This is a genomic window from Autumnicola aciditolerans (assembly GCF_041679265.1).
GTDB lineage: Bacteria > Bacteroidota > Bacteroidia > Flavobacteriales > Flavobacteriaceae > Autumnicola.
Genome location: NZ_JBGFSM010000004.1, coordinates 131,325 through 153,851 on the forward strand (window position 1 = coordinate 131,325; position 22,527 = coordinate 153,851).

Below are 22,527 nucleotides of genomic sequence, written 5' to 3' on the forward strand. Positions count from 1 at the left end.
GTATGGAAGCATTGGAACTGGTAAAAGAATATTTCTACTTTGAGATCCTCGATAAATATGGCGGTCCTGTAATAGCTGCTTGCCTCCTGCTATTCTTTTTTGCTGAATCTTACCGCCGCCTCAGGAAGCTCAAAGCATACCGCTGGAGACGGATTAAAACAAATATTGGCGTGGCTTTTACTGCCGTAATGGCCTTGCGCCTTCTCCTTATCCCGGCAATGGTTTACCTGGCTGTTTTTGCTGAAAATCATCAGTGGGGATTGCTAAACTGGCTGAACCTGCCGGTATGGATGAGCTTTATTTTAGGCTTTTTGTTGCTGGATTATGGCAATTACCTCTGGCACCGCCTAAACCAAAAAATTAATTTCCTGTGGAGGTTTCACAATGTTCATCATATAGACCTGGACCTGGATGTTAGCACAGCTCTGCGCTTCCATTTTGGTGAAATTATCTTTTCAGTATTCTTTCGCGGTTTTATGATCCTCCTGGCGGGGCCGTCTTACTGGCTGGTCCTTATTTATGAAGTGATTTTTGAAACCGCCACTCTTTTTCATCATTCCAACTGGCAGCTACCTTACAGTGTTGAAAAAATTTTCAGCAGGTTTATTGTAACGCCACGAATGCATGGTGTGCACCATTCCATTGTTCACCGGGAGACCAACAGTAACTATTCGGTTATTTTTAACTGGTGGGACCGCATTCATCGCAGTATCCGACTGAATATTCCACAGGACGAAATAAACATTGGCGTACCCTCCTACCGCGATCCGGGAGAACAAAAATTCAAAAACCTTCTGTTAATGCCTTTTCAACAACCTCGTCCCTGGCAGTTGCCCAATGGTGAAATTCCGTTAAGGAAGTCCAAAGGAAAAAAAAGCCGGTTGGTACCTTAGAGTTTGAACGCTGCCAATCGATTTTAAATTCTTTATTTTTACATCAAAACAGCCATGAAATTACCCGTTTATCAAATTGATGCTTTTACAGATAAAATTTTCTTCGGAAATCCGGCCTGCGTGGTGCCGCTTGAAGCATGGCTCCCGGACGAGGTGCTCCTGAAAATTGCCAGGGAAAACGCAGTGGCCGAAACGGCATTTTTCATCATTACCAATAATGGCCTAAATCTGCGGTGGTTTACCCCGGAGTATGAAATGGATCTCTGCGGGCATGCCACGCTTGCTGCCGCACATGCCATAAGTACCCTTGTGGGGTATAATAAAGAGGAAATAATTTTTCATACCCAAAGCGGGGAATTGAAGGTGAAAGTTGAGAATGGCATATACAGCCTGAATTTTCCCAGCCGTGACCCTGCTTCAGCAGAAATTCCCTCCCTGCTTAAAAAATCTTTAAATCTTCAGCCAACAGAAGTTTTAAAGGCCAGGGATTTTGTTCTTGTGTACCCTTCAGAAGAAGATATTAAGAAAATACAAATTAACAGGTTCTTTTTCGATCAGCTAAACCTGGGCACCGGCGGAGTTATTTTTACTGCAAAAGGCAGCGATTGCGATTTTGTATCCAGGTTCTTTACGCCGGGAGCTTCTGTTTTTGAAGACCCTGTAACCGGTTCGGCCCATTGCTCCCTTATTCCCTACTGGGCCAAGAAATGGGGAAAAAATACTCTTCGGGCAAAGCAAATTTCTCCTCGCGGCGGGGAACTTTTTTGTAAAAATAAAGGTGCACGGGTGCAGATTTCAGGAAAAGCCAGAACGTATTCTGAAGGAAGCTTTTATCTTGATTAAGACTACTGCCCGAATAACTGCCGAAAGAGTCAAGATCTGGTCCTCCTATTTTACACAAAACCGGGGGTTTTCACTAGTTGTGCCAAAGCCTTTTAATTTCAGAAATTGTGGTTGCCACTAATTAAAAAACCTTGTCTGTGGTTTTTTCCTGTTACCACAAAATACATTTCTGAATTGCTTATGAAATATTCACGGCCTCTTTGCACAAAAAAACAGCTCCTCCTCCTCTTTTCCTTACAACTTTTTCTACATTTTTCCTGTTCTACTGAAGAAATTGACCAAAAAGAAGAATTACAAAATGATGATCCAAAGAAAGCTTTGGTATTAAAAGACATAAGTTATGGGGAAGACCCTGCTCAAACCTATGACCTCTATCTGCCTGTCAATCGCTCTAAGATCACTACAAAGGTACTGGTTTTTATACACGGCGGGGGCTGGATACAGGGCGATAAGGCAGATATGCAAACTTATATCCCGTTGTTACAGCAAAAACATCCTGCCTATGCCATTGCCAACCTTAATTACCGGCTGGCACGCCCAAATAACAGGGCCGCTTTTCCTAACCAGTTCCAGGATGTAAAAAAAGCGCTTAAACATATTGAAAAAGATGGTGCAGAACTGGGAATAAAAGCTGAATTCGGCTTGATTGGAGTGAGTTCAGGTGGCCATATCGCGCTGCAGTTTGACAGTGTTTATGACGATGAAGATCTGGTAAAAATGGTTTGCAGCATAGTTGGCCCTACTAATTTTACAGATCCTTATTATATCGAAAATGCAGACTTTCTTCTGGCCCTGGACGCGCTGGTAAATGAAGATGCTTATCCCGCAAATACAGATTATGCAAAAACGGTAAGCCCAGCTTACAGGGTAAATACCCATAACAGCCCGAGTATTCTTTTTTATGGAAAGGACGATCCACTGGTCCCCATAAGTAACGGGGAGTTTTTAAAACAGAAATTAGATGCTTCTCAAGTGCCTAATGAACTTACCATCTTTGAGGGAGGGCACGGGGACTGGGAAGATAAAGACAATGAAAGTATGCAGAATAAATTAGGAGAATTTATAGAAAAGTACCTGCCCATTGAGCAGGCATTTTAGCTTCTGAAGCTTTCAGCAAACACTTTTAATGCTTTAATAACAGAAGCAGAAAAGGCTAAAAAAGTATGCTTATCTTGGGCTAAAGATTTTTCTAAATGTCTGTAGCACAAATTGTAGCCATTCTGGGTTCCATCCCTCTGTTCTCACTTCGTACCTTTTTACCTGCCTTTCTTACGGCTCTTTTTCTCTCTTATCCCGAGTATTTTCCGGGAATGGGAGAGGTTAATCCGCTTCCCGATAATGCGTTTTTATCAAAAGACTGGGTTTTAATTGTTTTGGGAATATTGAGTTTATTGGAAATTATTGGAGACAAAAGCACTGAAGTAAGAAATCTTGTGAAAGGTGCCGAAACCTATCTCAAACCACTTTCTTTTCTTCTGATAAACCTTAGCCTCATAGACAAAGCTTCTGCCGGAATATTAAAAGAAGTACAATGGGCAGCAATAAATCCGCTTTGGATATTACTGGCCATTGGAGTGCTTGCAGTTTACTGGCTTGCCAACCTGAGGAAAAATTTCATTGATTTCCTGGAGGAAATAGATGAAGATGATAACCTGTTTATCGGGAAAATAAGCAGTTGGGCAGAGGACAGCCTGGTACTCTTTGGCTTTTTTCTACTCATCTGGACGGGAGTTTTTATGGTTGCTTTATACGCAGCTGCTATAGGTATTATCCTGTTACTTAAGAAACGCTATAACAAAAAGCTGGAAAAGCAAAAGGTGGAATGCTCCCATTGCTTCGCAAAAAATTTACCTTTCGCAATAAAGTGTTTTAACTGCAAAAATGAACTCCCGGAAATTCATAAAATTGGAATGCTGGGACAGAAAAAAGAAGCACTGATTAAAAATCAAAAAGAGCATCGTCTTGATTTGCTTTCCCATAAACGGTGTAGCGAGTGCGGCAACAAACTTAAAAGCAATAACATTAAACAGGAATGTGAGATTTGCGGTGCGGCCAGTTTTGATTCTCCCGGCATAAAGGACTATCTAAAAAGGCAAAATAAGAAATTTTATAAAATTACCGGACTTTCCTTTTTCCTCGGTTTTATCCCAGTTATTGGTTTTGTTGTAAGCGCTGTAATGGCAAATATTTACCTGTTTTCGCCCTACCGCAGATACCTGCCGCGAGGCAGCTCTTTTTTCACAAAGCTGTTTATAAAATTTATCACCTTCCTCTTTTTTATATTTGGAATCGCTTTGGGATTCCTGGCTGCCCCGGCATACATCTTCATGCGGTATTACATCTGGAAAAAAAGGTTTTTAGCACAGGTTGAAAATTGAAATTTCACCTATCTTCTTTTATAAGGGGCTTCCGCATTAGGATCTTTTTGCACATAATCCATAATTTCAGAATTTAGTTCTGCGCCCAACAGGACGATAAAGTTGGTGATAAAAAGCCATAGTAAAAGAATAACCACCGCAGAAACAGACCCATAAACTTCCCCGTAACTGCTATAATGGCGTACATAGAAGGAAAAACCCCAGGAAGCAATTAACCATAATGCGGTGGCGAGAACCGCGCCAATAACCACCCACTTCATCCTGGGCCGTTTTCTTGCCGGGGCATATTGATAGATCAAACAAAGAAAAAAGGCGACAATCAAAGAAAGTACCGGCCACCTTAGCCAGCTTATTAAATGTTCAATACTTTCCGGCAAACCAATATTTTGAATATAAGCGGGAAAACCAATAATTAAAGTCATGCAGAGAATAATTAAAACAGTCCCTCCAATCGTGAATATTGTAGCCAGTAGTAATTGTTTAAAAAATCCATGATCGTCTATGGTATCGTAGGCAATGTCTATTCCTTTAAACAATGATTTAGTCCCTTTATTTGCGCTCCAGATACTAAAAAGAATCCCTATCACAGTACCCCACCCCAGGCTGTTTGGGGACTTGGATATAAAATTTTCTACCCGCTTTTGAAGGAGGTGAAAGGCTTCCTTTGGCATCATTGCTGAAATCTGCGATAATTGGGCTTCTATTTGATGCGGATCTGTGGTTAGTCCGTATATGGAAATAAGGGCCATAATAGCCGGGAAAATGGCAAGGAAAGCATAAAAAGTAACTCCCGCCGAAACAATATCTACACTATCATTACTAATCTCCTCTTTTACATGCAGGAGAATTTTCTTCCAGCCAGATACAGGAATATTTAAGGGATTGTGGATTCTTTTTGCCATTTCTTATTTGCGCGGTGTTTATTTTACAATGTTTAAATATAAAATAGAAAAAAGCCGCAGGAGCTCCTGCTAAATCATTGTTAAATGCCATAAAAGCTAAAAATAAGAATTTGCCCTTCAGGAATTATAATGCCTTCTTCTTATGGTGCGCACCTTCCAGTAGCCCATTTTAAAATAGACGAAAGCCACCCCTGCGGCCATAAGATTGGAAACCGGGAAAGACCACCATATTCCTTTAAAACCCAGCCCGGTATTATGTGAAAGAATGTAGGCCGCAGGAAACCTGATGATCCAGAGGTTAAAAACCGAAATAAGTAAAGAGGCTTTGGTAAAACCTGCCCCGTTAAAGAGACCGTTTAAAACCTGTTGCACGCCAAGGAGCCCGAAACTGGGAGCCATAATTTTAATAAACAGTGCCCCGTCCTGGATTACCCTGGGATCATCTGGCACAAAAAAAGCGGTAAGAGGTTCTGCAAAAACAAACAATATCATCCCGATGGCGGTGAGGCCAAAAAAGGCAATTTTAGTACTGAGATTTCCAATTTTTTCAGCTCTTTTTATTTTAGAAGCTCCTATATTCTGCCCCACCAAAGTGGTGGTTGCCATAGCAAAACCAAGGGCAGGAACAATCACAAGGCTTAAAATCCTGGAGCCAATGCCGTAGGCAGCAACCACATCGCTTCCAAAACTGGTTACCAGCATCACCATAATGGTCATTCCTGCGGCACGGGTAGACTGGTCTAGGCTGGCAGGTATCCCCAGCCGGAACATGCGCCTGGTCCACACCAGATCTGGTTTCATATCTGCCCAGTTAATCTTTATGCCTTTATTTCCACGGAACAATATAAAAAGGCCGGCTGCTGAAGAAATTCCCTGCGTGATCACGCTGGCCACTGCAGCTCCTGCCACACCATAACCGGGAACAGCTCCATATCCGAATATAAAAAGGGGATCCAGGACAAGATTCAGGAAAACAGTGGCCAGAACAATATACATAGGAAGCAGAACATTCCCGATGCCTCGCATTAACGACTGAAAAACGAAAAACATAAACAGGAAGATAAATCCCCAGGAAGTAACCTGGAAATAACTGATGGACTCCGAAAGTATTTCCGGGCCGGCTCCTACCAGGCGCATTAAAGGCGGGGCTGCAAAATATCCCAGCGCGGCAAGAAAGACCGAGATAAAGAAAATTACAAATACCGTTTGAGAAGAACTGTAATTTACCTGCTGTTGATTTTCAGCTCCTTTATACCGGGAGACAATAACAGTCCCGGCAAGGGTTAAACCACCTCCCAGGGAAAGCACGAGAAATAAAATAGGAAAACTAAGGCTTACCGCAGCCACCGCATTTGCACCCAGCCTTCCCAGCCAGAAAGTGTCTATTAGCTGATAAGCGGTTTGAAGGATATTCGCAAAAATTATTGGAAGGGCGAGCCGGAGCAGGGATTGGAAAATTTTACCTTCTGTGAAACTTCCTTTCCTTCCATTGTTTTTCATAATTCTAATTTACAGTTTCCTGTTTTAGCTCTTTCATAATTTCAGAAAATATTTTATAGGATTTCACCCTGTCCTGATGGTCATAAATGTGCGAAGCCACCATAAGTTCATTTACTCCGGTTTTCCCAAGAAACTCCACCACTTTATTTTGCACGCTCTCCTTACTTCCTACAAAGGCATATTTTAGCATGCGTTCAAAGGCAGGATTTTCTGCCAGTTCTTTTAATTGAGGCGTCATTAAGGTAGGTTTTTGAATGTAATCTATATTGCCTGTCATCACTCCAAAAATCATTTTGATGAGAGAAGTTGATAAGGTTTCGGCTTCTTCATCTGTATCTGCTGCAATAACATTTATGCAGGCAATGGAATAGGGTTTTTCAAGAAATGCCGAAGGTTCAAAATTGTTGTAGTAAATATCCAGGGCCTCAAAAAGTTGCGTAGGTGCAAAATGACTGGCAAAAGCATAAGGTAAACCAAGTTTGGCAGCGAGATGAGCACTGTCTGTACTGGATCCTAAAATATAGACCGGCATTTCCACTCCTTCAGCCACAATGGCTCTTACCTGGGCTGAAGCATTATCTTTGGAAAAAAACTGCTGAATCCTGGCAACTTCTTCGGGAAATTTGTGCACCGCCTGCATCCTGTCACTCCTTATAGCATGCGCCGTCACCTGGTCTGTACCCGGAGCCCTTCCAAGCCCAAGATCTATACGGCCGGGATAAAGTGCACCCAGGGTACCAAACTGTTCTGCGACGATAAGCGGGGAATGGTTGGGTAACATAATGCCGCCGGAACCCACACGAATGCTTTTTGTTCCCCCGGCAATATGGCCAATTAATACCGAAGTGGCTGCACTGGCAATACTTTTCATGTTATGGTGTTCTGCGAGCCAGAAACGCCTGTATCCCATTTGCTCTGATTTTTGTGCGAGATCCAGGGTTTTCTTAAAAGTTTCAGCTGGTGTTGCACCTTCTGAAATTCCTGCAAGCTCTAAAATTGAATATGGGATGTTATTTATTTGTGACATTGGTTAAGGTTTTATAGCTATTGAATTAAGTATGTCGGCTATGGTAGCATAAAATTTCAGGAAATAATTTTAAAAAAGTAGAAATAACAGAGTTTAAATTTTAAGTATGTTTTATGCATTAGAGCTTTGTTAAAAGTTAGTTCAATTTAAAGCAAACACGCCAGCGAAAAAATTAAGGGAAAACACCTATATTTTTTCTAGCAGTATTCCCATAATTTCGGGCAGTCTGAAGATGTTGCCGAATCTCATATCTAAAACTTTTTCAGTTTGTAAATTTTCACCCCCCTATAGTGTAAAAGATTTCGAGTTCTTCTTTTCATTATAAATGTTTAAAGCAACCAATTAAAATCTTATAGGGTCATGAAAAATTTGCAAAAGTTCCTGTTATTCCTGTTATTTAGTTTCTTCTTTACCTCCTGTAGTGAAGAAGAAAATGTACCGTTAAGCAATGAAAAAGCCAGTATTTCTTTCGGCGCTGTACTCAACGACCTGCTTACAGATAAAGCAGCCATTAAACAAGTGGCAGCTAATTTCCCGGAGTGTTCAGATGATGACCCAGCCTATATTGAAATTATCCTTTTGCAGGGAGATGATGAAATTGTAGGAGCCCAGGGAGCTCCATTTCGAATCGATCTTGTACCGGGCCAGACTTTTACCGATTATGCTCCTGAATTAGAACTTGAACCAGGAACTTATAGCCTGGATTATTTTGCTGTATATAATGCTGCGGGGGAGCTTATCTGGCTGGCACCAAGGGGTGGCGAATTAGAAGGATTTGTGGACAATCCATTGCCATTAACAATAAATCTTGGCGCCGGTGTAAAAAAATATGTAGAGGTTCCTGTTCTTTGCTTTGATGAACGTCTTGTAAATGAATACGGTTATCTATTTTTCGATCTTATTCCCACCAGATTAGTAGACTTCTGCATTTTTGCTAATTACTGCAATGGCAGCGGAAGGCATTTCCCTGCTGCATTTTCCTTAAATGTCTGGCTGGGTACAGACAATACCGGAACTTTACTTTATTCAAATTTAGAGAACACACTTTCCACAGAAGGGGAAGATCCCTCGGCTGAACCACTATGCGTAGCCCTTCCTGATCTTCCTGAGTTTGCCGATGACGAAGATTATGTTTATTATGAAGCCACCCTGCTGGACTGGGCAGGTGTTTATACCAATGCAGAAGCTTCTACAATTACCGGAACCCTGAGCCGGGAAGACATTCAGGCCAATTTTGATGGAGATGAGGCTGTAGATTACGCGCACCTTATGTTTGGATGCGGTGAGGAGATCATCAGTTTGTTTAATGGGCCGGTGTTTGACCTGGAAATGGCATCCAGCGGCGGACTTCTGGTCGCTGATGCTTCAGCCGGGATAAAGGATCTCTACGGAAATCTTAAAGTGGAACTTCCAGGAGTTAATTCTATCGCCACAGCAGGAACCGGGCATATCTGGGCTACCTCTGGGCCTGCAGAAGAGACGCTGCTTGATGACAATCAACGTTTATACCATATCCTTGATAATAGTGTGGACGCGGTTATAAATCTTTTTGAATTTGAAGCAACGTATAATCCAGATGGTGCAGACGTAAATTCCAATCCTTTTGATGTTAAAGCGATAAATGAAAATTTAGCACTGGTAATAGATGCTGGTGGTAATGACCTGCTACGCATAGATAACTTGGGCAATATTGAAATAATGGCAATTTTCCCTGCTGAATTGGTGTCCACCGATAATATAAAAAGTCTTGTCGGCTGCCCTGGTTCGGGAGCAGACCTCTGCGAACTTCCGCCCATGATGCCGGCACAGGCAGTTCCCACCTCAGTGGTTATTGGGCCTGACGGCTATTATTATGTAGGGGAGCTTAAAGGCTTTCCTGCTCCCACAGGCGAATCCAACATCTGGAAGATTGCGCCCAATGCGCTGGGAGCTATGTGTGGATCAAGTGCAGATTGTATAAAAGCATTTGACGGCGGATTCACTTCTATTATGGATATGACTTTTGGGGAGGACGGGCTACTTTATGTTGCTGAAATGGATGTAAGGAGCTGGTTTGCAGTGGAAGCAGGCATAGGAGAAGGAGGCCAAATACAGGCATGTGACCCTGAAACGCTTCACTGCGAAGTAATAGCCAGTAATATCGCTATGTTAACCGCTATTTCTTTTGATAAAGACGGAAACCTGTGGGCAACAAAAAATTCGCTTATTCCCGGCCAGGCTGAAGTTTTTAAAATAACGATGTAACTGCAATGAATGTATGTGTTATTTAAATAATGTGATTATTCAAAAACCTAAAAAACCACGCGAATCCTGAGATTTGCGTGGTTTTGATATGATTTGCTATTCGAAGAGTGACCTCGCCAGGATTCAAACCTGGAACCTTCTGAGCCGTAATCAGATGCGCTATTCAGTTGCGCCACGAGGCCATTTTTTGCAATGCTTAGCCTTTCAGTAAGCGGCTGCAAATATAATGCTTATTTGATATCTTGAAAAGATTATGATGATTTTTTTATACTAAATAATTTCTGCGCTTAGCCCGGCTTCCAGAATTTTGGAACATCGTGGTTTTAAATCATCATAAGGTCCGGTTTTCACTGTACATTTACCTTTGTAATGTACCAGTAAAGAACATTGCTCTGCCTGCTCCGGGGTATGGTCACAGGTGTATATAAGTGTTTCTATAACATGATCAAAAGTGTTATAATCATCGTTATAAAGTACAATCTCATTTTCTTTCTTCTCCTTCGCCTTTGTACTTAGCTTTTCTAAGACTTCTTCTTGCGTGCTCATCTTCAATCGATTTTGAATCATAAATACTTGCCTAAGATACGATCTTTCTAAAAACCTTAAAAAGAAAACTTTACGGCTACCCAGTTATTCTTCTCCAAATGATTTTTATAATTTAACCCAGAACTAAGGGCGGCCTTTTTTATTACCTGCAGATCTTCAGTATAGAATCCGCTGAGAAAGATCTCACCTCCTTTATTTAAAGCTGCCAGATAATAGGACATGTCCTTCAGCAAAATATTCCGGTTGATATTGGCTAAAATAGAATCATATTTTCTTCCTTCTAATAACTCGGCTCCACCTTCTTCCACATTTATATGTGGGCAGTCGTTACGCTCAATATTTTCAAGAGTATTTAAATAGCACCAGTTATCTATATCTATAGCATCAATTTTAAAGGCACCTTTTAGCGCTGCAAGTATGGCCAAAACTCCTGTGCCGCAACCCATATCCAGTACCGTTTTCCCCTTCCAGTTATTGTCCAGAATCTGCCTTATCATTAAATGGGTAGTTGCATGATGTCCTGTCCCAAAAGACATTTTAGGCTCTATAACAATATCAAAATCGGCTTCAGGTTTTGGATGAAAAGGAGCCCTTACGCTGCAAATATCCTCTACCATTATGGGGCTAAAATTTTTCTCCCATTCCTTATTCCAGTTTACCTGTTCAATTTCAGATTTGGAGTAAGTAATTTCAAATTCTTCAGATTGCAGAATATGCACTCCGGCCAACAGATCTTCCTCGTATTCTTCTAAGGGGATATAAGCCGTAATCCCGTCTTCATTTTCCACAAAACTTTCAAAACCCAAATATCCCAGTTCAGCAACAAGAATTTCAGATGCGGGTTGTACCGGTTCTACCTTAAAAATAAATTCGAGATAATTAGAAGCCATTTAGAAAGAATTTACAATCGCCATAAAGTCAACAGCTTTTAAACTGGCTCCGCCAATCAAACCGCCATCCACATCTTCCTTGGCAAAAATTTCTTTGGCATTTCCCGGTTTTACGCTCCCACCGTACAAAATGGAAACCTCATCGGCGATTTGCTGACTGTATTTTTCAGCGATATTTTTTCTGATAAAAGCGTGCATTTCCTGTGCCTGCTCGGGGGAAGCGGTTTCTCCCGTACCAATTGCCCAAACTGGTTCGTAAGCCAGGATAATTTTGCTCCAGGCATCTTTAGGAACCTGGTAGAGGCTTTCCTCTAATTGTGTTGCCACGACTTCAAAATGTTTATCGCTTTTGCGGTCTTCCAGTTCTTCTCCAAAACAAAAAATGATTTCCATCTCATTTTCCAAAGCAGCATTTACCTTTTCTGCCAGGATCTCATTAGTTTCATGAAAGTGTGCACGGCGTTCACTATGGCCAAGGATAACGGTATTTACGCCTATGCTCTTAAGCATGGAAGCCGAAATTTCTCCGGTAAAGGCACCGCTTTTTGCCTGGTGCATATTTTGAGCGGCAACTTTTACCGGAGTATCTTTAAGCGCTTTAAAAGTGCTGTATAAATTGGTAAAAGAAGGAGCTACCATTACCTCTGCGGCTGGTTCTTTTACCATCTGCATCTTTAGGTGCGAAAGCAATTCTTCAGTTTCTGCAAGATCATTATTCATTTTCCAGTTTCCGGCTACGATATTTTTTCTCATAATTATTTGGTTGGATCCCTTTTTAAGGAAGTTTTTTCTGAATTTTTCCCGGCTATTTCCGGAACATTACAAATATATTGATATCTAACTACATTAGCCAGATACCATGGTTTTAAGCATTGATTTTTATCAAATTTTTAATGAATTGAGAGGTACATTTATAATTTCACATCTTCTGCATCAAACCAGTGTTTTTTCTGGGATATGGTTCCGCTGTTAAGCACAAGGATCCCGGGATTGGCTCTCACAATTGTTTTTAGTGCCGTGGCATCTCCCTGGTAAAAATTAAAGTTCAGACTGAATTTGTTAATTATTTGCTGCTGAAGTTTTTCTCCGGAAGAGGTTACCCCTACAACCTTATAACCTTTTTTCAAAGCTTCGTCGCTTAGTTTTTTTATGGCTTTGTAGCCCTCACGTTCTGTGCTTCTAAGATTGTAAGCTACAATAAAGAGTACTTTTTCAGCATTTAATATTTCTGAAGTGATATTTTCCCCGTCCTTTTCAATATAAAAATCGTGGATTGGCGGCTCGTAGCCTTCCTGCACCATTGTGGTTTCCACCCCAACAAACTCACCTTCCTGCTGCGGATATTTCCCATTATTGGTAATAATTATCTCTTCGCCATTGTTATTAAATTTCCAGTTATACTCATACACCGCCTCGGGCGCATTTTCAGGGACTTCCATTCCCTCCTGTATATTTGCGCCAATTTTATAGGGCCTGAAATCAAATACCGGCAAATGCATCAAAACATGATAACAAAAAAGGAAACACAGCATAAACGAGAGAAAGATGATCCAGCGATGAGACGCTCTTGCAAAAACAGGCGTAATAAATTTTCTATTGAAAAATAACAGCAGGATTAAAAGCAGCAGTACCACATCTTTGGTAAACGACTCCCAGGGCGTAAGCGGGATGGCATCCCCAAAACAGCCACAATCGGTTACCTTGTTATAATAAGCCGAATAAAAGGTAAGAAACGTGAAAAACACGATCATGAGCAGCAAACACCAGGTGGTAAATTTTGGCAAATAACCTATAAGCAACATTATCCCTAACACCAGTTCAAACACCACCAGCAAAATGGCAATTACCAGCGCAAAGGGAATCAGCACCTCAATATCCAGCACGCTTTGGCTGAAATATTCCTGAAGTTTATACGAGAAACCTACGGGATCGTTCATTTTTATAAAGCCCGAAAAAATAAAAAGAACTCCTACCACCACACGGGCGATGCCTACCAATAATTTCATTTTTTTATTTATTCTACGCCTCCTCCTGCATTAATATCAATGCAAAAACAGCATAATTAATCATGTCCTGGTAATTGGCATCTATGCCTTCGCTTACCAGCGTTTTTCCTTTGTTATCTTCAATTTGTTTCACCCGCAGCAATTTCTGCAGGATCAAATCTGTTAACGAACTTACCCGCATATCCCGCCAGGCTTCACCATAATCATGGTTCTTGTTCATCATCAATTCCTTGGTTTCAGAAATCTTCTCATCGTACAAAATAGCAGCCTCTTCAGCATTTAAATCGGGCTGCTCTGCGAAACCTTTTTCCAGCTGGATAAGGGCCATGACAGCATAATTAATGATGCCAATAAATTCAGATTTTTCATCTTCATCTACCTTGCGCACTTCATTTTCCTGGAGTTTCCTGATGCGCTGGGCTTTTATAAAAATCTGGTCTGTAAGCGAAGGAAGCCGCAAAATGCGCCAGGCACTTCCGTAGTCTTTCATTTTATTGGTAAACAATTCACGGCAAATTTCCACCACCGCATCGTATTGTTTTGAAGTATCCTGCATAAAAAAGTAGTAATTTGCGTAAATTTCGGGCAAATATTCCAATTAGTCAAAGCTTTCCTTTGACTTATAAACAGGCTAAAAATAAGAAAATGACCATAAACTGCGCGGGAAATCTCATAGATCTTTCACAACCAAAGATCATGGGCATCTTAAATATTACCCCCGATTCTTTTTTCTCCGGAAGCAGAACAGTAGAGAAAGACGCTGTTTTAGGCAAAGCTGAAAGGATGCTGAAGGAAGGAGCAGATTTTCTTGATATTGGCGGGTACAGCAGCAGGCCAGGCGCCGAAGATATTTCAGTTGAAGCCGAATTGAAAAGGGTGCTGCCGGTGGTGGAGCTGCTAAAAGACAGTTTTCCTGAAGCCCTGCTTTCCATAGACACCTTCCGCAGTAAAGTGGCTGAAGAAAGCATTGCCGCGGGAGCACACGTAATTAATGATATTTCTGCCGGTAATCTCGATAAAAACATGATAGCGATAATTGCCAAATATCAGGTGCCTTATATCATGATGCATATGAAGGGTACACCGCAGAACATGAAAGATCAAAATAAGTATAAAAATATGCTGCAGGAGATCCTGTTAGATTTTTCTGAAAAAGTAAAGCAGGCCAGGGAAGCCGGCATAAACGATCTTATAATTGACCCCGGCTTTGGCTTTGCAAAAAACATTTCCCAGAATTTCGAGCTTCTTAAGCAGCTGGAGATTTTTAAAATTTTGGAACTTCCCCTCCTGGCAGGAATTTCCAGGAAATCAATCATCTACAAAACCTTAAACACCACTGCCGAAAATGCGTTAAACGGGACCACGGTTTTAAACACCGTCTGCTTACAAAAAGGTGCTAATATTTTACGTGTTCACGATGTAAAAGAAGCCGTGGAATGTGTGAAATTAATGTCCCAGATAAAAAAGTAGCTGTATATTTCCTATTTTTACAAAAACCCAAAACAAAATTGGACATTCTTGATCTTCGTATCCTCGATATTGTAGATATCGTTTTTGTCGCGCTTCTACTCTATTATTTATACAAGTTGGTTAGAGGCACCGTTGCAGTAAATATTTTCCTGGGAATTGTAATTATTTACGTGGCGTGGTGGCTTACCCGCCTCCTTCAAATGGAGCTTTTAAGCAATGTGCTTGGGGAATTTATTGGCGTTGGAATGTTTGCCCTAATTGTGGTTTTTCAGCAGGAAATTAGGAAATTCCTGCTCATGATTGGCTCTACAAACCTCACACACAACAACCGCCTTTTCCGGCACTGGCGTTTCTCCCGGGAAGAAGATGAAACAAAAACAAATGTGGAAGCCATTGTAAAAGCCTGTGAGGCTATGGGCAAAACGCTTACCGGCGCATTAATGGTGATCCAGAAAAGCACAAAACTGGATTTTGTAAAAAATTCCGGGGATGAGATGAATATTGAACTTAACCAACCCATTATACAGTCTATTTTCTACAAAAACAGCACGCTACATGATGGTGCAATTGTTATTGAAGACAATAAAATTACCGCGACAAGGGTAATACTTCCGGTTTCCAACGACAGGTCAATTCCGCTTCGTTTTGGGCTGCGCCATAGAGCCGCGGTAGGAATTACTGAAAAAACCGATGCCCTCGCCCTGGTGGTAAGCGAAGAGACCGGGCAGATTTCTTATATTAAAGACGGCGAATTTGTGATGTTTGAAACCAACGAGGAGTTAATTGAAAGGCTTAAGGAAGATCTTTCCTAGTATAAGGTAAAGGTGGAAGGTAAAAAGTTAGATATTTTAAAATGCTCCCCTCCTTTTTTAGGAGGGGTGGCCAAAGGCCGGGGTGGTATATTTCGCAATTATAAATGATGAATTTAGATTTCTGCGGAACCAGAAAACTTCAAAACCTGAAACTTTAAATCAACTAAGGTCTAATTTTTTACTGAAGACTTTATAAAAAATTACCTGAAAAAAAACTTTATCCTTTCCTCTGTATTTTTAAAGGCCAGGTGCATTTTTGAAGGCATTAGTTTGGAATAGTCCAGATTTTTGGAAATTTCAGCAACATTTGTTCCCCTTGCATAACTGAGTTCTTTCCATTTTTCAGGTTCCAGATAAAACAGGTTTTTAAACTCTTTATAATTGTATTGATTAATGCTACGCCATTTTTCCAGGAACTTTTCAGCATTTACCTGATGCGAATGCCCCCAGTTTGAAAATTTCATCCGGATTTCTTGTTCACTCCGGGAGAGACACTCATGTAAAACCAGAAAAGGTAAGTACAAAACCTGATTTTTAGTATTTCTGCCGTTTACATATTCGGGATAATTAGTGGCAAATTTCTGATTTCGCGGCTTGGAAACATACAACACCCCTTCCTCTGTATACTTATATAAATTGATGTAATATGCGGCGATCTGGATTTGATTTTTCTCGGGATTTTCCAAAAACTTATGATTACGCTTAAGTGCCTCAGTAAAACCTTTAAAATCTATAAAATATTCATCACTATCCAGCTGAATAAGCCAGTTGCCGATCCCCATTTTTGAAGCCAGCATTTTTCTTTCTTTCACCTCATTCTGCATAGCATTAAGGCCGGAATCGTAAAAATTATCTCTGTAGATATTTATTTTTTTCTCCGTATCAAAAGAATTGAGCCAGGCAAAAAATACTTCGTCAACCTCAAATTTTTCTCCAGACCAGGTGGTTAGATTCTCATCCAGCGCAATGGTAATGCCATCTGCTTCATTATAAACCGGGGGAATCGAATTCTTCAGCAACTTATAATCATAAGACATTAAAAACCCAACCTGAATTTCTTTCATGTATTTATCCTAAAATTTAAAACTTCTCCGCCGTTTTAATCCTATTGAAGGAAATTCTTACACCGCTTCTTCGGCTTTAAACTGTACTTCATAAAGATTTTTGTAGAATCCGTTTTCCTTCTGAAGCAATTCTTTGTGAGTCCCTATTTCAACAATTTCGCCGGCTTCCATTACCATAATCTTATTGGCTTTTTTAATGGTGGCAAGCCTGTGGGCGATTACGATAGAAGTTCTTCCTTCCGTAATTTTATCGGTCGCCTCCTGGATTAACTGCTCGCTGTAAGAATCTACCGAAGAAGTGGCTTCATCCAAAACCAGGATACTGGGATTGCTCACATAAGCCCTTAGGAAAGAAATTAACTGCCGCTGCCCGGAAGAAAGCATCGCGCCCCGTTCCTTTACATTATAATGGTAGCCATTAGGCAGCGTTTTTATAAATTCGTGTACTCCAATTTGCTTTGCCGCGTTTACCACGTCTTCTTCAGAAATTCCCGGGTTCTCCAGCGTGATATTATTCATAATGGTATCAGCAAATAAAAACACGTTTTGAAGCACCACCGCAATTTGCGCTCTTAGGGACTTCAGCTTAATATCTTTAATATTCATGCCGTCCACACAAATCTCACCGCCATTAATTTCATAAAAACGGTTCAGCAGGTTGATGATGGTGGATTTTCCGGCTCCTGTTGCACCAACAATGGCTACCGTTTCGCCGGCATTGGCTTTAAAAGAAACTCCTTTTAATACCTCTTCATCATCCACATACGCAAAGCGTACGTTTTTAAATTCTATCTCTCCCTTTAGGTCTTTAATTTCTATTTTGCCTTCATCTGCAATAGAAGACCTGGTGTCCAGAATGCCAAATACGCGGTTGGCAGCGACCATTCCCATTTGGAGGGTATTGAATTTATCGGCAATCTGGCGCAGGGGTTTAAAAAGCATCTGTGACAATTCAATAAACATCACAATTACCCCAAGGCTAAGGCCATCTCCTTCTATAACCCGTAATCCTCCAAACCACACAATAAGGCCAATAGTGATGGATGTGGACATTTCAGCAATTGGAAAGAAAATGGAATTGTACCAAACCGTTTTTACCCAGGCTTTTCTGTGCTTATCATTAATTTCTTTAAAATTTTCGTACTCCTCCTTTTCGCGGGTAAAAAGTTGTACAATCTTCATCCCGGTGATTCGCTCCTGCACAAAAGTGTTGAGATTGGCCACCTGGGTACGCACTTCTTCAAAAGCAATTTTCATTTTCTTCTGAAAAACCCTGGTGGCGTACATAATAAAAGGCAGCACTGTGAGCACCAATAGCGTAAGAGACCAGCTTTGATAAAACATAAGGCCGAGCACCACCAGCATTTTTAACAAATCACTGATGATCATAAAAAGCCCCTGGCTAAAGATACTGGCAATGGTTTCTATATCACTAACCGCCCGGGTAACAAGACGCCCAACAGCAGATTTATCAAAATACTTCATTTTAAACTGAAGCATATGCTGAAACAAATTTACCCGCAGGTCCCGCACCACTTCCTGCCCAAGCCAGTTGGCAAAATAAATAAAGCTAAACTGAAAGACTACTTCAGCAATGAGCACGCCACCCATCAGCAAAATGTAATAAATAAGCTCATTATAGTCCTGCGGTACAATAGCCTGGTCTATGGTAACTTTAAGCAAATACGGCCGCAGTACAGATGCCACAGAAAGCAAAATTGCCGCGATTGCTACAAAATAAAAGGTTTTTCTGTAGGGATCAGTATATTTAAGCAAACGCTTAAACAAGTTAAAATCGAATGCATTTCCTGTATTTGACGCCATTAATCTACTTCAATTTTTGGATATTTTATCCTGGTTAAGAACAAGCCCTGTGCCGGCACCGATGCTCCTGCCATTCCCCTATCTTCACTTGCAATGATCTCATGAAGATTTTCTACGGAAATTTTCCCCTGTCCTATTTCCAGTAAAGTACCTACAATTGCACGCACCATATTTCTCAGGAATCTGTCGGCAGTAATATGAAAAACCAACAATTCGCCGGTCTTTTTCCATTCGGCAGATTCAATTGTACAATTATAAGTCTTTACATCGGTTCTGGATTTTGAAAAGCATTTAAAGTTTCTATAATTCTTTAAAATTTGTGCAGCTTCATTCATTTTCTCTACATCCAGTTCCTGCTTTAAATACCAGGCCTGATTAATTAAAAATGGATCTTTTTGCTGGGTTATCCAATATTCATAACTCCTGCTTAGCGCGTCAAAACGCGCATGCACCTCTGCCTTAACCCTGAAAATACGGTTAATGGCAATATCCCCGGGCAGCATGGAATTCATTTTATAAAGCATCTCTTCTTCCCCAATGCTTACTTCTGTATCAAAATGGGCAAATAACTGTTTTGCATGAACACCCGCATCTGTTCTTCCCGCTCCTACAATTTCGATATTTTTTTGCAGCAAGCGCGATAAAACCTTTTCAATTTTTTCCTGCACCGAAACCGCGTTTGGCTGCTTTTGCCAGCCGTGATACGCCGTTCCCGAATAAGCCAGTTCCAAGAAATACCTCAACCTGATAAGATAATTTTTTACATTTGCGAATGCAAAGATAAGGCAATTATTACAAGGCGTAATTCTCTACCGCCTTGGGTTTTCAATCAATTCATAATTAAAACTTCCATAATTTGAAAAAAATACTTCTGCTTAGCGACACCCACAATTACATAGACGACAGGATCCTCCACTATGCCGGGGAGGCTGATGAGATATGGCATGCCGGGGATATTGGCAATCCCGCAGTGACCGATGCCCTTAAAAAAATTAATCCTGTTATTGCAGTGTATGGAAATATAGATAATGCTGAAGTGAGGAAAGAATTTCCCTTGAACCAGCGATTTATGTGTGAAGGCGTAGAGGTTTGGATTACCCATATTGGAGGTTATCCTAAAAAATATTCCCCTGCCGTACGGGAAGAAATCAGGAAAAATCCGCCGAGATTATTTATTTCAGGGCATTCTCATATTTTAAAAGTGATGAATGATAAAGACCTGGGATTGTTGCACATGAATCCCGGCGCTGCCGGCAAACAGGGCTTTCATAAAGAACGAACCATGCTAAGATTTAAAATAGATGGCGCTTCCATTTCAGATCTTGAGGTTATTAAACTGAAATAGAGAAAAAGACCTTTTCAGAAAGTATAAAGAGACCAGACGGGCGGGTATTAGACACAAAAAAACCCGGAGGTGGCACCTCCGGGTTTTCACGCACTAATACTACTAAGATGATAGGCTTATCGTAATCGGTCCACAGATTTTACGAGATCTTCGTCCTTTTTTATGGCCCTGTTGGCCAGCACTAAAAAAACGATAGAAACAATTGGAAGAAGCATCCCAATACCCTTCTCTGAGATATCCATCTCTCCAGGTACGCTTAGCGACCAATAAACAAACACTCCTAGTAAAAAAAAATTTAATATGATATTAATCCTGCCCAGTACAAACTGTAGCTTCCTGTTCTTAAACATAAATAAACTCACCAGGGACAAAGCTGCAGAAGATAGGAACATAATAAGAACCATTAAAACATCTTCAGCATAAACAGTTTCCCCACTGGAATTTTCCCAAAGGTATAAAAGAAATATCAAACCGGCACTGGTAATCGCTGCCAGTAAAAGATAGATGGTTTGTATGCGTTGTAGCATGATAAGTATTGAAATTGGGCCACAAAAATAAAAGATTCTTTTTAGAAAACCTGTTTAAAAATTAAAATAAAGTCGTATTATTGCAGGAACATTTCGTAACCAATTCAAAACGGGTTACTTAAGACTCCAAAAATATTTTCGACTCTTCCCTGAGAAGTTATAAACAACCCAAACAAAAACTTATTCATAATTATTCATGTTTGAAATTTCAGAATTAAAAGCTAAGAAACTTCCTGAGCTTCAGGAGATAGCTAAAACTTTAAACGTACCAAAGTTTAGAAGTCTTAAAAAATTAGATTTGGTTTACCAGATTCTGGATTATCAGGCTTCAAATCCCAACAAAGTAAAAGAAGCATTAACTGATGAACCAGAAGAGAGCTCATCCTCTTCAACCGCGGCATCTGCAGCGGCATCAGAGAGCAAGCCCAAAAGAAGCAAGGGAGGAAAAATTGGCAGTAACAAAAGGCCTCCACAGCAGGATAAATCTTCAAGACCTGAAGACACTACTGATGCTACAAATAAGGATCCTAAAGCTTCTCATTCTAATTCTAAAAAAGCAGGGTCGGAAAAAGCAGCTTCCAAAAGCCGCCCCAAGAGTACTTCTACCCGGGATAATAAAGAGGATAACTCCTCCAAAAACGGCAATACTCATAGGGAGAACCGTGACTCCAAAAAGGACAACCGCAACAAGAAAGATAGTAATAACAACAGCAGCAACAACGGCAACAGCAGCAATAGCAATAGCAGCGGCAATAAAGACAATTCCCACAAGAATAGCGGCAATAGAGATAACCGCAACCGCTACCGCGAACCAGATTATGAGTTTGATGCCATTATAGAAAGTGAGGGAGTACTGGACATTATGCAGGACAATTATGGTTTCCTGAGATCTTCAGATTATAATTACCTTACTTCTCCCGATGATATTTATGTTTCCCAGTCACAAATAAGATTGTTTGGATTAAAAACAGGAGATACTGTTTTAGGGCAAATTCGTCCTCCAAAAGAGGGAGAAAAATATTTTCCACTTATTAAAATCAGCAAAATTAACGGGCTGGACCCACAGGTAGTACGTGACCGCGTATCGTTTGAACACCTAACCCCGCTTTTCCCAAAGGAAAAGTTTAATATTGCTGAAAAACAGAGCAGTATTTCTACCAGGATTATGGACCTGTTCTCCCCTATTGGAAAAGGACAGCGTGGGATGATTGTTTCCCAACCTAAAACTGGTAAAACAATGTTGCTGAAAGATATCGCCAATGCAATTGCGGCAAATCACCCTGAAGTTTATCAGATCGTCCTTTTAATAGACGAGCGTCCTGAAGAGGTGACCGATATGCAGCGAAATGTAAAAGGAGAAGTGGTGGCTTCTACTTTCGACAAAGAAGCACATGAACATGTAAGAGTTGCCAATATTGTCCTGGAAAAAGCAAAAAGACTGGTAGAATGCGGCCATGATGTGGTGATCTTACTGGATTCTATAACCAGGCTGGCCAGGGCTTACAACACTGTACAACCTGCCAGTGGTAAGGTATTAAGCGGTGGTGTGGATGCCAATGCATTGCATAAGCCTAAACGTTTCTTTGGTGCAGCGCGAAATATTGAAAACGGAGGTTCTCTTTCTATTATCGCTACCGCACTTACAGAAACCGGCTCTAAGATGGACGAGGTGATCTTTGAAGAATTTAAAGGAACAGGTAACATGGAACTTCAGTTAGACAGGAGAATTTCCAACAGAAGGATTTTCCCTGCTATCGACCTTATTTCTTCAAGCACGCGTCGCGACGATCTTTTACTGGACGAAGCTACCATACAAAGAATGTGGGTGCTTAGAAAATATCTTGCCGATATGAACCCTATAGAAGCGATGGAATTTATTAATGACAGGGTAAAACAAACCCAAAACAACGAGGAGTTCTTAATCTCTATGAACGGCTAAGAATTTGTTCTTTAGATAATATTAAACCGGGCAGCGATGTCCGGTTTTTTTATGCCATGAAAATAGCCGGCTTTTTCCACCTGCAACTTCCTGAAAACAAAAAAAACCTCTCCATTTCTGAAGAGGTTTTGATTTCTCGAGCGGGAGAGCCACCTACGTTACACTTCGGTCGCCAGGCCGGGTTCCCCTCAATAAACCTGGTACAGGGTTCTCCCCCTGTCTGTTTCCGAAGTGAAATTCGAAAACAAAAAAAACCTCTCCATTTCTGAAGAGGTTTTGATTTCTCGAGCGGGAGAGCCACCTACGTTACACTTCGG

Annotated in this window: 21 protein-coding genes and 1 tRNA gene; 9 read left to right on the forward strand and 13 right to left on the reverse strand. The window is 40.8% G+C overall.

Annotated elements, in window-relative coordinates; genetic code table 11:
- Nucleotides 1-2: 2 nt before the first annotated feature.
- From AB8M93_RS05415 to AB8M93_RS05430, 4 genes are all read left to right on the forward strand, one after another.
- Complete coding sequence (locus tag AB8M93_RS05415) at nt 3-893, forward strand: sterol desaturase family protein (protein ID WP_373056558.1); 891 nt, start codon at nt 3-5, stop codon at nt 891-893.
- Nucleotides 894-947: 54 nt separating this feature from the next.
- On the forward strand, nt 948-1,736 hold the full coding sequence (locus AB8M93_RS05420) for a PhzF family phenazine biosynthesis protein (protein WP_373056559.1): 789 nt from the start codon (nt 948-950) through the stop codon (nt 1,734-1,736).
- A gap of 180 nt (nt 1,737-1,916) precedes the next feature.
- Entirely contained in the window at nt 1,917-2,834 is a 918-nt protein-coding gene (locus AB8M93_RS05425) for an alpha/beta hydrolase fold domain-containing protein (RefSeq protein WP_373056560.1), read from the forward strand.
- A gap of 95 nt (nt 2,835-2,929) precedes the next feature.
- The gene (locus tag AB8M93_RS05430) at nt 2,930-4,114 is read left to right on the forward strand and encodes a DUF4126 domain-containing protein (RefSeq protein ID WP_373056561.1); all 1,185 of its coding nucleotides are present in this window, start codon (nt 2,930-2,932) and stop codon (nt 4,112-4,114) included.
- Between the two features lie 8 nt (nt 4,115-4,122).
- On the opposite strand, the gene AB8M93_RS05435 is transcribed toward AB8M93_RS05430, so the two are convergent.
- The 3 genes from AB8M93_RS05435 to AB8M93_RS05445 form a co-directional block, all read right to left on the reverse strand.
- A complete protein-coding gene (locus tag AB8M93_RS05435; RefSeq protein WP_373056562.1) occupies nt 4,123-5,016 on the reverse strand; it encodes a YihY/virulence factor BrkB family protein in 894 nt (297 codons plus the stop codon).
- Nucleotides 5,017-5,133: 117 nt separating this feature from the next.
- Nucleotides 5,134-6,516, reverse strand: a complete 1,383-nt coding sequence (locus AB8M93_RS05440; protein ID WP_373056563.1) for an MATE family efflux transporter — start codon at nt 6,514-6,516, stop codon at nt 5,134-5,136.
- A gap of 4 nt (nt 6,517-6,520) precedes the next feature.
- Nucleotides 6,521-7,543, reverse strand: a complete 1,023-nt coding sequence (locus AB8M93_RS05445; protein ID WP_373056564.1) for an LLM class flavin-dependent oxidoreductase — start codon at nt 7,541-7,543, stop codon at nt 6,521-6,523.
- 360 nt (nt 7,544-7,903) lie between these two features.
- On the opposite strand from AB8M93_RS05445, the gene AB8M93_RS05450 reads away from it, so the two are divergent.
- Nucleotides 7,904-9,787, forward strand: coding sequence for a ScyD/ScyE family protein (locus tag AB8M93_RS05450; protein ID WP_373056565.1), 1,884 nt, complete (start codon nt 7,904-7,906; stop codon nt 9,785-9,787).
- 108 nt (nt 9,788-9,895) lie between these two features.
- Here the strand turns inward: AB8M93_RS05450 and AB8M93_RS05455 are convergent.
- The 6 genes from AB8M93_RS05455 to AB8M93_RS05480 all read right to left on the reverse strand — a co-directional run bounded on the left by AB8M93_RS05455 (nt 9,896) and on the right by AB8M93_RS05480 (nt 13,785).
- Nucleotides 9,896-9,969 (reverse strand) — tRNA-Arg (locus tag AB8M93_RS05455).
- An 88-nt stretch (nt 9,970-10,057) separates the two neighbouring features.
- A complete protein-coding gene (locus AB8M93_RS05460; RefSeq protein ID WP_373056566.1) occupies nt 10,058-10,333 on the reverse strand; it encodes an ATP-dependent Clp protease adaptor ClpS in 276 nt (91 codons plus the stop codon).
- Nucleotides 10,334-10,389: 56 nt separating this feature from the next.
- The gene (prmA, locus tag AB8M93_RS05465) at nt 10,390-11,223 is read right to left on the reverse strand and encodes a 50S ribosomal protein L11 methyltransferase (RefSeq protein WP_373056567.1); all 834 of its coding nucleotides are present in this window, start codon (nt 11,221-11,223) and stop codon (nt 10,390-10,392) included.
- Nucleotides 11,224-11,976 carry a triose-phosphate isomerase gene (tpiA, locus tag AB8M93_RS05470; RefSeq protein WP_373056568.1) on the reverse strand — a complete coding sequence of 251 codons (753 nt, stop codon included), beginning with the start codon at nt 11,974-11,976 and terminating at the stop codon, nt 11,224-11,226.
- Between the two features lie 158 nt (nt 11,977-12,134).
- A complete protein-coding gene (locus AB8M93_RS05475; RefSeq protein WP_373056569.1) occupies nt 12,135-13,229 on the reverse strand; it encodes a BT_3928 family protein in 1,095 nt (364 codons plus the stop codon).
- 13 nt (nt 13,230-13,242) lie between these two features.
- Nucleotides 13,243-13,785, reverse strand: coding sequence for a DUF1599 domain-containing protein (locus AB8M93_RS05480; RefSeq protein WP_373056699.1), 543 nt, complete (start codon nt 13,783-13,785; stop codon nt 13,243-13,245).
- Nucleotides 13,786-13,874: 89 nt separating this feature from the next.
- On the opposite strand from AB8M93_RS05480, the gene folP reads away from it, so the two are divergent.
- Nucleotides 13,875-14,699, forward strand: coding sequence for a dihydropteroate synthase (folP, locus tag AB8M93_RS05485; RefSeq protein WP_373056570.1), 825 nt, complete (start codon nt 13,875-13,877; stop codon nt 14,697-14,699).
- A 38-nt stretch (nt 14,700-14,737) separates the two neighbouring features.
- Nucleotides 14,738-15,511, forward strand: a complete 774-nt coding sequence (gene cdaA, locus AB8M93_RS05490; RefSeq protein WP_373056571.1) for a diadenylate cyclase CdaA — start codon at nt 14,738-14,740, stop codon at nt 15,509-15,511.
- 200 nt (nt 15,512-15,711) lie between these two features.
- On the opposite strand, the gene AB8M93_RS05495 is transcribed toward cdaA, so the two are convergent.
- From AB8M93_RS05495 to truA, 3 genes are read right to left on the reverse strand one after another with little or no spacing between them, the layout of a single operon-like run.
- Nucleotides 15,712-16,575 carry a hypothetical protein gene (locus AB8M93_RS05495; RefSeq protein WP_373056572.1) on the reverse strand — a complete coding sequence of 288 codons (864 nt, stop codon included), beginning with the start codon at nt 16,573-16,575 and terminating at the stop codon, nt 15,712-15,714.
- Between the two features lie 57 nt (nt 16,576-16,632).
- A complete protein-coding gene (locus AB8M93_RS05500; protein ID WP_373056573.1) occupies nt 16,633-18,399 on the reverse strand; it encodes an ABC transporter ATP-binding protein in 1,767 nt (588 codons plus the stop codon).
- Complete coding sequence (gene truA, locus AB8M93_RS05505; protein WP_373056574.1) at nt 18,399-19,142, reverse strand: tRNA pseudouridine(38-40) synthase TruA; 744 nt, start codon at nt 19,140-19,142, stop codon at nt 18,399-18,401. The genes AB8M93_RS05500 and truA overlap by 1 nt, the downstream gene beginning before the upstream one ends.
- A 113-nt stretch (nt 19,143-19,255) precedes the next feature.
- On the opposite strand from truA, the gene AB8M93_RS05510 reads away from it, so the two are divergent.
- A complete protein-coding gene (locus tag AB8M93_RS05510; RefSeq protein WP_373056575.1) occupies nt 19,256-19,744 on the forward strand; it encodes a metallophosphoesterase family protein in 489 nt (162 codons plus the stop codon).
- 116 nt (nt 19,745-19,860) lie between these two features.
- Here the strand turns inward: AB8M93_RS05510 and AB8M93_RS05515 are convergent, their stop codons facing one another.
- Nucleotides 19,861-20,271: a DUF4293 domain-containing protein gene (locus AB8M93_RS05515; RefSeq protein ID WP_373056576.1), complete on the reverse strand. Its 411-nt coding sequence runs from the start codon at nt 20,269-20,271 to the stop codon at nt 19,861-19,863.
- 196 nt (nt 20,272-20,467) lie between these two features.
- On the opposite strand from AB8M93_RS05515, the gene rho reads away from it, so the two are divergent.
- Nucleotides 20,468-22,210 (forward strand): transcription termination factor Rho, encoded by a 1,743-nt coding sequence (rho, locus tag AB8M93_RS05520; RefSeq protein ID WP_373056577.1) that lies wholly within the window; start codon nt 20,468-20,470, stop codon nt 22,208-22,210.
- The last annotated feature ends 317 nt before the right edge of the window (nt 22,211-22,527 follow it).

Coding starts and splice junctions, on each gene's coding strand:
- AB8M93_RS05415 (WP_373056558.1), top strand. CDS start 3: ATGGAAGCATTGGAACTGGTAAAAGAATATTTCTACTTTGAGATCCTC.
- AB8M93_RS05420 (WP_373056559.1), top strand. CDS start 948: ATGAAATTACCCGTTTATCAAATTGATGCTTTTACAGATAAAATTTTC.
- AB8M93_RS05425 (WP_373056560.1), top strand. CDS start 1,917: ATGAAATATTCACGGCCTCTTTGCACAAAAAAACAGCTCCTCCTCCTC.
- AB8M93_RS05430 (WP_373056561.1), top strand. CDS start 2,930: ATGTCTGTAGCACAAATTGTAGCCATTCTGGGTTCCATCCCTCTGTTC.
- AB8M93_RS05435 (WP_373056562.1), bottom strand. CDS start 5,016: ATGGCAAAAAGAATCCACAATCCCTTAAATATTCCTGTATCTGGCTGG.
- AB8M93_RS05440 (WP_373056563.1), bottom strand. CDS start 6,516: ATGAAAAACAATGGAAGGAAAGGAAGTTTCACAGAAGGTAAAATTTTC.
- AB8M93_RS05445 (WP_373056564.1), bottom strand. CDS start 7,543: ATGTCACAAATAAATAACATCCCATATTCAATTTTAGAGCTTGCAGGA.
- AB8M93_RS05450 (WP_373056565.1), top strand. CDS start 7,904: ATGAAAAATTTGCAAAAGTTCCTGTTATTCCTGTTATTTAGTTTCTTC.
- AB8M93_RS05460 (WP_373056566.1), bottom strand. CDS start 10,333: ATGAGCACGCAAGAAGAAGTCTTAGAAAAGCTAAGTACAAAGGCGAAG.
- prmA (WP_373056567.1), bottom strand. CDS start 11,223: ATGGCTTCTAATTATCTCGAATTTATTTTTAAGGTAGAACCGGTACAA.
- tpiA (WP_373056568.1), bottom strand. CDS start 11,976: ATGAGAAAAAATATCGTAGCCGGAAACTGGAAAATGAATAATGATCTT.
- AB8M93_RS05475 (WP_373056569.1), bottom strand. CDS start 13,229: ATGAAATTATTGGTAGGCATCGCCCGTGTGGTGGTAGGAGTTCTTTTT.
- AB8M93_RS05480 (WP_373056699.1), bottom strand. CDS start 13,785: ATGCAGGATACTTCAAAACAATACGATGCGGTGGTGGAAATTTGCCGT.
- folP (WP_373056570.1), top strand. CDS start 13,875: ATGACCATAAACTGCGCGGGAAATCTCATAGATCTTTCACAACCAAAG.
- AB8M93_RS05495 (WP_373056572.1), bottom strand. CDS start 16,575: ATGAAAGAAATTCAGGTTGGGTTTTTAATGTCTTATGATTATAAGTTG.
- AB8M93_RS05500 (WP_373056573.1), bottom strand. CDS start 18,399: ATGGCGTCAAATACAGGAAATGCATTCGATTTTAACTTGTTTAAGCGT.
- AB8M93_RS05515 (WP_373056576.1), bottom strand. CDS start 20,271: ATGCTACAACGCATACAAACCATCTATCTTTTACTGGCAGCGATTACC.
- rho (WP_373056577.1), top strand. CDS start 20,468: ATGTTTGAAATTTCAGAATTAAAAGCTAAGAAACTTCCTGAGCTTCAG.